At 55.7% G+C, this 5,280-nt stretch carries 11 protein-coding genes; all 11 read right to left on the minus strand.

The features are described from left to right. Window positions 1–225: hypothetical protein (locus AB204_RS15910; protein ID WP_047964347.1), on the minus strand; the 225-nt coding region annotated here is incomplete at its 3' end. Window positions 226–235: 10 nt separating this feature from the next. Continuing rightward, entirely contained in the window at window positions 236–508 is a 273-nt protein-coding gene (locus AB204_RS15915; RefSeq protein ID WP_072061462.1) for a phage tail assembly protein T, read from the minus strand. Between the two features lie 20 nt (window positions 509–528). Continuing rightward, complete coding sequence (locus AB204_RS22470; protein WP_047964358.1) at window positions 529–915, minus strand: phage tail assembly chaperone; 387 nt, start codon at window positions 913–915, stop codon at window positions 529–531. Window positions 916–921: 6 nt separating this feature from the next. Continuing rightward, window positions 922–1,392 (minus strand): phage tail tube protein, encoded by a 471-nt coding sequence (locus AB204_RS22475; RefSeq protein ID WP_047964365.1) that lies wholly within the window; start codon window positions 1,390–1,392, stop codon window positions 922–924. 65 nt (window positions 1,393–1,457) lie between these two features. Beyond that, the gene (gene gp17 / locus AB204_RS15930; RefSeq protein WP_047964359.1) at window positions 1,458–1,793 is read right to left on the minus strand and encodes a tail completion protein gp17; all 336 of its coding nucleotides are present in this window, start codon (window positions 1,791–1,793) and stop codon (window positions 1,458–1,460) included. Next, the gene (locus AB204_RS15935) at window positions 1,790–2,239 is read right to left on the minus strand and encodes an HK97-gp10 family putative phage morphogenesis protein (RefSeq protein WP_047964360.1); all 450 of its coding nucleotides are present in this window, start codon (window positions 2,237–2,239) and stop codon (window positions 1,790–1,792) included. The genes gp17 and AB204_RS15935 overlap by 4 nt, the downstream gene beginning before the upstream one ends. Further along, on the minus strand, window positions 2,236–2,556 hold the full coding sequence (locus AB204_RS15940; RefSeq protein WP_047964352.1) for a phage head closure protein: 321 nt from the start codon (window positions 2,554–2,556) through the stop codon (window positions 2,236–2,238). The genes AB204_RS15935 and AB204_RS15940 overlap by 4 nt, the downstream gene beginning before the upstream one ends. Next, window positions 2,556–2,861 (minus strand): head-tail connector protein, encoded by a 306-nt coding sequence (locus AB204_RS15945; RefSeq protein ID WP_047964361.1) that lies wholly within the window; start codon window positions 2,859–2,861, stop codon window positions 2,556–2,558. Before AB204_RS15945 ends, AB204_RS15940 begins: the two co-directional genes overlap by 1 nt. A 41-nt stretch (window positions 2,862–2,902) precedes the next feature. Then, on the minus strand, window positions 2,903–4,114 hold the full coding sequence (locus tag AB204_RS15950) for a phage major capsid protein (RefSeq protein ID WP_047964362.1): 1,212 nt from the start codon (window positions 4,112–4,114) through the stop codon (window positions 2,903–2,905). A gap of 13 nt (window positions 4,115–4,127) precedes the next feature. Continuing rightward, window positions 4,128–4,775 (minus strand): HK97 family phage prohead protease, encoded by a 648-nt coding sequence (locus AB204_RS15955; protein ID WP_047964366.1) that lies wholly within the window; start codon window positions 4,773–4,775, stop codon window positions 4,128–4,130. Beyond that, the coding region (locus AB204_RS15960) for a phage portal protein (protein ID WP_047964363.1) at window positions 4,753–5,280 on the minus strand (528 nt) is incomplete at its 5' end. The genes AB204_RS15960 and AB204_RS15955, both read right to left, overlap by 23 nt.

Raw genomic sequence — 5,280 nt, forward strand, 5'->3', positions numbered from 1 at the left:
AAAAGCACCTGCCATGCCGGCGGCGGCATTCTTGGCTGACAGCAGTTGGTTATTGAGTTCCCGTAACGCCTGCTGGCTGTCACGGGTGGCCGCCGCTGCCCCGCGTCCACCCTTTTCCATCACCCGGTAATAATCCGCCCCCATCCGGGAGGCACGGGCAATCTCCGCCTGAAATGAAGACGAGTTGGCCGAGATTTTAATAATCAGTTCACGTAATTTTGCCATAGGAAATTACTCAGGACAGGTTAGATAAAAAGGCTTCCAGCCCCGGCGCACGGTCACTGTCTGCGTCGGGTTCACGCCATTGCAGCAGGACATCACGCAGGGCAACTTTGCCCCCTTGTGACTGGTACACGGCCGCCGCGATTTGGGCGGCCTGAATATCCCCCCGCTCATCCCCCACCGGACTCACCCTGTCATACGCCAGCCAGCACAGTAATTCACTGGCGCTCAGGTCCCGTTGCAGCTCAGACAGGGTTTTGCCGAGCCGCAGCGCCAGTGTCATCATGAAGAAGGTGACCGGTTCGTTTACTTTTTTTCTGCATCCGCCTGTGAAGCCATCAGTTCCAGTGCTTGATGCAGCAAACGGCTGTGAACCGGGCCATAAATGTCTGCCACGGTGTCGATATCGTCTTCGGTAAAGACCGGATCGCCGTTCTCATCCCTGAGTACGTCAATAAACAACACGACATCCCCCCGGATATTGCGGTGGGTTTTCTCAGCGATGGACAGGGTGGTGTCTTCCTCACCCTCTTTCGGTAACGTCATTGCCTGCCAGTGTCCCCATGCCTCCGCTGAGGGTTCGCGTAAGGTGACGGTGACATCGCCCCATTCCGGTACGGTCACGGTTTTACTGCGAAAGCCCGCATTCGGGGCCAGTGCCAGTGCGCGCAGGTCGGGTTTTTTCTTCGCCATGATGATTTATCCTTGTGCCGTGTTTTTGGTTAACGACGTGGGTTTCAGGGGCAGTGGCTTACCTTTCAACCGCAGGGTAAAACTGGCGGTCACCAGCCCGCCGGGCGATACACTCCATGAGTTCTGGCGCACCTCGGCCAGAAACGCATACCCGTTACCGGTGGGAAATTCCACCTTAAACGCATGCAGCTCGTCGGTGTCGTAGGCCGTGCGCAGGGTATCCTGCCCGGGTTCATCGGCGGACCAGTTGCCGGACAGGGTAATTTCGCCCGGCGCCGCAAGTCCGTTGGTCATCTCCTGCTCGGTGGAGCACAGGGTGGTCACTTCAATGTCGGATTTTTGCCCGCCGGTATAACTGATCTCTTTGGTGGTGCAGTCGATGTGTTGCCAGACCGCATTCTGGGGATTGGCCTCTTTGGCTGCATTGGCCGAAATGCTCACTTTCGTGCCCTGGGCCTTTTCGTACTTACTCGACATGGATAATTCTCCGGAAATAAAAAACCGCCCGCAGGCGGCTGAGTCAATGGGGTGAGTTTGTGGGTTTACTGCCAGATCTGGCATTCCAGTGTGGCGCGGTACAGGGTTGTATCCGGCTCGTATCCTTGGGTTTCGCTGAGTTCAGTGGGTTTCAGTCCGGCAATCGCTGACCGGGCCTTATTCCGTATCGCCCGGGCCTCATCAATGGACCCGGCATAAACATCAATTTGCAGGTTATTGAGCTGGCCCGCCTGCCCGTTCAGCACATCCTGATCAAGGCTGTAGAACGAAAAAACACACCACGGCGGCATAACAGGCGGTTCCCGTTGCGGTGCCACGTAAGGAAAAACCTTATCCGGCAGTACCGGGTCCAGCAGCGGGAAAATGTCAGCCTCGGTCATTTCGACAGCACCTCGTCAATCGCCTGATTGGCCCGCTCAATGGCAGCGTCGGTAGCCGCCTCGGATTTGGCATCAAACGCCGGACGGATAAACGGCTGTGGGGCCATTTTTGAGGTCCCATTCTCCAGAAAGCGCCAGTAGTAGGCATTGCGCGGGTCACTGGCTTTCATGGTGGTGTCGCTGTTGGTGCCCTTGGCGTTAGACCCACGCACATACACTCCGGCGGACGCTTCACCGTTTTGCACTCGCCGGTTGGACGCCACAATATTGCGCGCCAGTTTACCCGTTCGCTTGGGGGCCTTGACGCGCGCCTCGTCACGCAGTACCGACGCCGCCGCATAAGTGGCTTTCCGCAGCACCTGATTGTTTTCAGCCTTACTGAGCAGTTCGAGATCTTTCGCTATTTCCTGCAAGCCGGAAAAGTCCAGCTCCGTATGAATACTCATGGTTTCACCCCCTGTTTGCATAACAGTTCAAGCTGGGTCAGTTTCGGGTCAGGAATGACGGCCTGAATGTCGTAAACCTGCCCGCGAAATACCAGCCGGGCAGCGCTGGTCACATCCGGACGGTAACGCAGCCAGACACGGACCGTGGTTTCTGAGAGTTCAGCGCCGGACGCCAGTAATTCACGCCCGCTAATGTATTTGACCTCCGCCCAGACCGTGGACACATCCTGCCATTCCTGCATAGGCTGGCCCGATGGCAATTTGATCTGGGTAAAGCTCTGTAGCGTGATGCGGTGGCGTAATCTGCCTGCCTGCATTATGTCCCCCTCATGGGTCTGATCCGATAATCGTTAAGCAGTTCCTTAAACCCGCTGGCTAATACATGGGGCTCGCGATGCTCATACCAAAACCCGACCGCCAACATTAAGGCCAGTTTAACCAGCGGGGTAATCAGCATGCCGTCAGGGTCATCTGCCGGGATGTATTCTTCATAGAGTTTACGGTTGAGGTAATTCTCAGCTTTTTCTCTGGCGCTCATGAGGTAAGCCAGTAACAGTTCATCGTCCTGCGTTTCATCCACCTTACACTGCAAGCGCAGCTCTTCAATCGTCGGTAATGGCATATTCCCTCCGCTAATAAGGCGGCACGCAGGCCGCCCGAAGATTACTTACTGCCCGCAGCGCCTTTCAGCAACTTCACGGCGTGACTGTCGACCAGCATCGACCCGACACGTTTGGTGGTGTAGAACTGCACAAACGGTTTTTTGGTGTACGGGTCGCGCAACATGCGAACACCGATGCGGTCCAGTATGCTGTAGCAGCGCTTGAAGTTACCAAAGGCCACCGGCACCGCATCCGCCGTTAAGTCCGCAAACTGCTCATTCTCCGCAATGCCATACCCCAGCAAGGCGGAAGGCTGGCCCAGCTGCAAGCCCGGCTGCCACAGGTAGTTGCCCTGACTGTCTTTCAGGGTGCGGACCTTAAACAACAGGTTGTTGTTCATCATGAACTTCGCCCCGGTGCGGTACGGCTTGCGCAGGGTGTAGATCAGCTGCATGATTTCGTCTGCCGTGATATCGGCTGGTTTTTTCAGCAGCAGGTGTTGCAGGGTGCCCCATTCGCGGTCTTTGTCCACCTTGTCATCCGAGCCAAAGGCCAGTAACCCCTTGGGTTTCTTGCTGCCGTCACCGTGGGTAAACGCGGCCTCTTCCTTCTCCGCGAATTCCTGCGCCAGTTCAGCGGTGATAAACGCTTCCACATCAAAGAAGGCATCATCCAGCATACGCTGGGTCGCGGCGGGGTTGCCGTAAATCTCCCCCCAGATCGGCTCAATCACGCCAAGCTGTGAGGTTGCGGTTTCCTCGCGCTTATCGGTTTCCCCCACCCAGCCACTGGTTGTTCCGCCCCGATTGACCAGCTTCTTATATTCCGGCGTCCCCAGCGTTATCACACTGCATTCCTGACGCATCACCACCTCATCTTTCAGGGCGCTGATAATGTTGCGGTCCAGCTCTTCCGGCACCGCATAGCCGCCATCGGGATCGGTCGTGGTCTGCATGGCCTTTTGTTCCAGCTCAGACAACCCATCTTCCTTACCCTTGCGGATAAACTGGGTGAATGCCGCCTTGTGTTCACTGGTGGCAGGGTTATTGCCACTGCCTGCCGGACGTTTCAGCCCCGCCAGTTCGTCTTCCAGTGCGGTTTTCAGGGTATCCAGCTCACCGAGCTTGCCGTTCAGGGTGTCCACCTGCTCAGACAGTTTGCCTTTTTCCGCCTCAATCGCCTCAATGCGCTTATCGTTTTTCTGTTGGAATGCCTCGAAAGCGCCTTTCAGTTCCTGCGCAACTTCACTGACATCTTTATGATCAATCGCCATAACAGCCTCTTATTTAGTTAAATTTAATGGATTTCAAGGTGGCCAGTGCGGCCTGCTCAGCATCACGCAGAGAAAGTGCACGGTAGCCGTCAGCCATCAGGGCCTTGGCTTGGGTTCGCGACAGCCCAACATCGCGCAGGACTCGCTCAATACTTTTTGGAGAAGGTATTTCACCGCGGGCAAAGGCGGATTTCACCTCGCTCACCCGCGCTTCATCGTTAGCGGGAAAGGTCACCAGACTCACTTCCCATAAATCGAGATCTTTGAGTAAAAACGCCTCTTTTGTCCGGTCATATTCCCAGTCTTTCAGGATATAACCGATGGACAATCCCGACAGGGAACCGGCTTTCATATGGGCGTGCGCCCGTTTCGCCAGCGGATCGTCATCAATCAGCAGCCGCCCCCTGAGATACAGCCCGGTCTCGTCTTCTTTCATCTCGGTATAAATACCGATGGGTTCGTCCATCCGGTGCTGCCAGAGCAACGCGGGCAGGCTGCCTTTCTCATTCCATTGTTTCAGGGTATTGGCAAAAGCGCCGGGCAGGACAATATCGTCGTAGCTGTCCTTGACCCCGAACACCGAACCGTAGCCCTCGAACTCACCGGAGTCGCTGACCGATTTGATTTTCAGGGGCACATCAAGCCGTTGTCTGGTCATCATCGGCATGCGTCTCTTCCTCCTTTTTCGGGGATTGTTCAGGTTGGGTTGTCATGTTCATGGGCGTCAGGTAAATATCCCCGCCCTCTCGCGGGTTGAGTTCTTCCAGTTCCCGGCATTCATTCGGGGAGTAGATCCCCCAGTTAATTCCGGTGGCGTAGGCCTCGAAACGGGATTTCATGTCCCCGCGCAGCAAGGCCCCGGTGTTGAATTTGGCGTAAAACCGCCCTTGTTTGCTGTTTCTGACTAACCCGGCATTAATCCGCTGCTCAATGCGGGTGAGGTACGGGACGAGGGAATAGTTAATAAACCCAATCCCTAAATTCTCAATGTTGTTAAAGGTGGCGCGGTCGGTGTTCTGCACCATATGCAGTGGCACCCGGAAAATGCGGCAAATTTCCTCCAGCTGAAACTTGCGGGTTTCCAGAAACTGCGCATCTTCGGACGACAGGCTGATTTGCTGCCATTTCAGCCCCATTTCCAGAATCAGCGGCTTGTGCGCATTCGC

It is taken from the genome of Xenorhabdus khoisanae (assembly GCF_001037465.1).
GTDB lineage: Bacteria > Pseudomonadota > Gammaproteobacteria > Enterobacterales > Enterobacteriaceae > Xenorhabdus > Xenorhabdus khoisanae.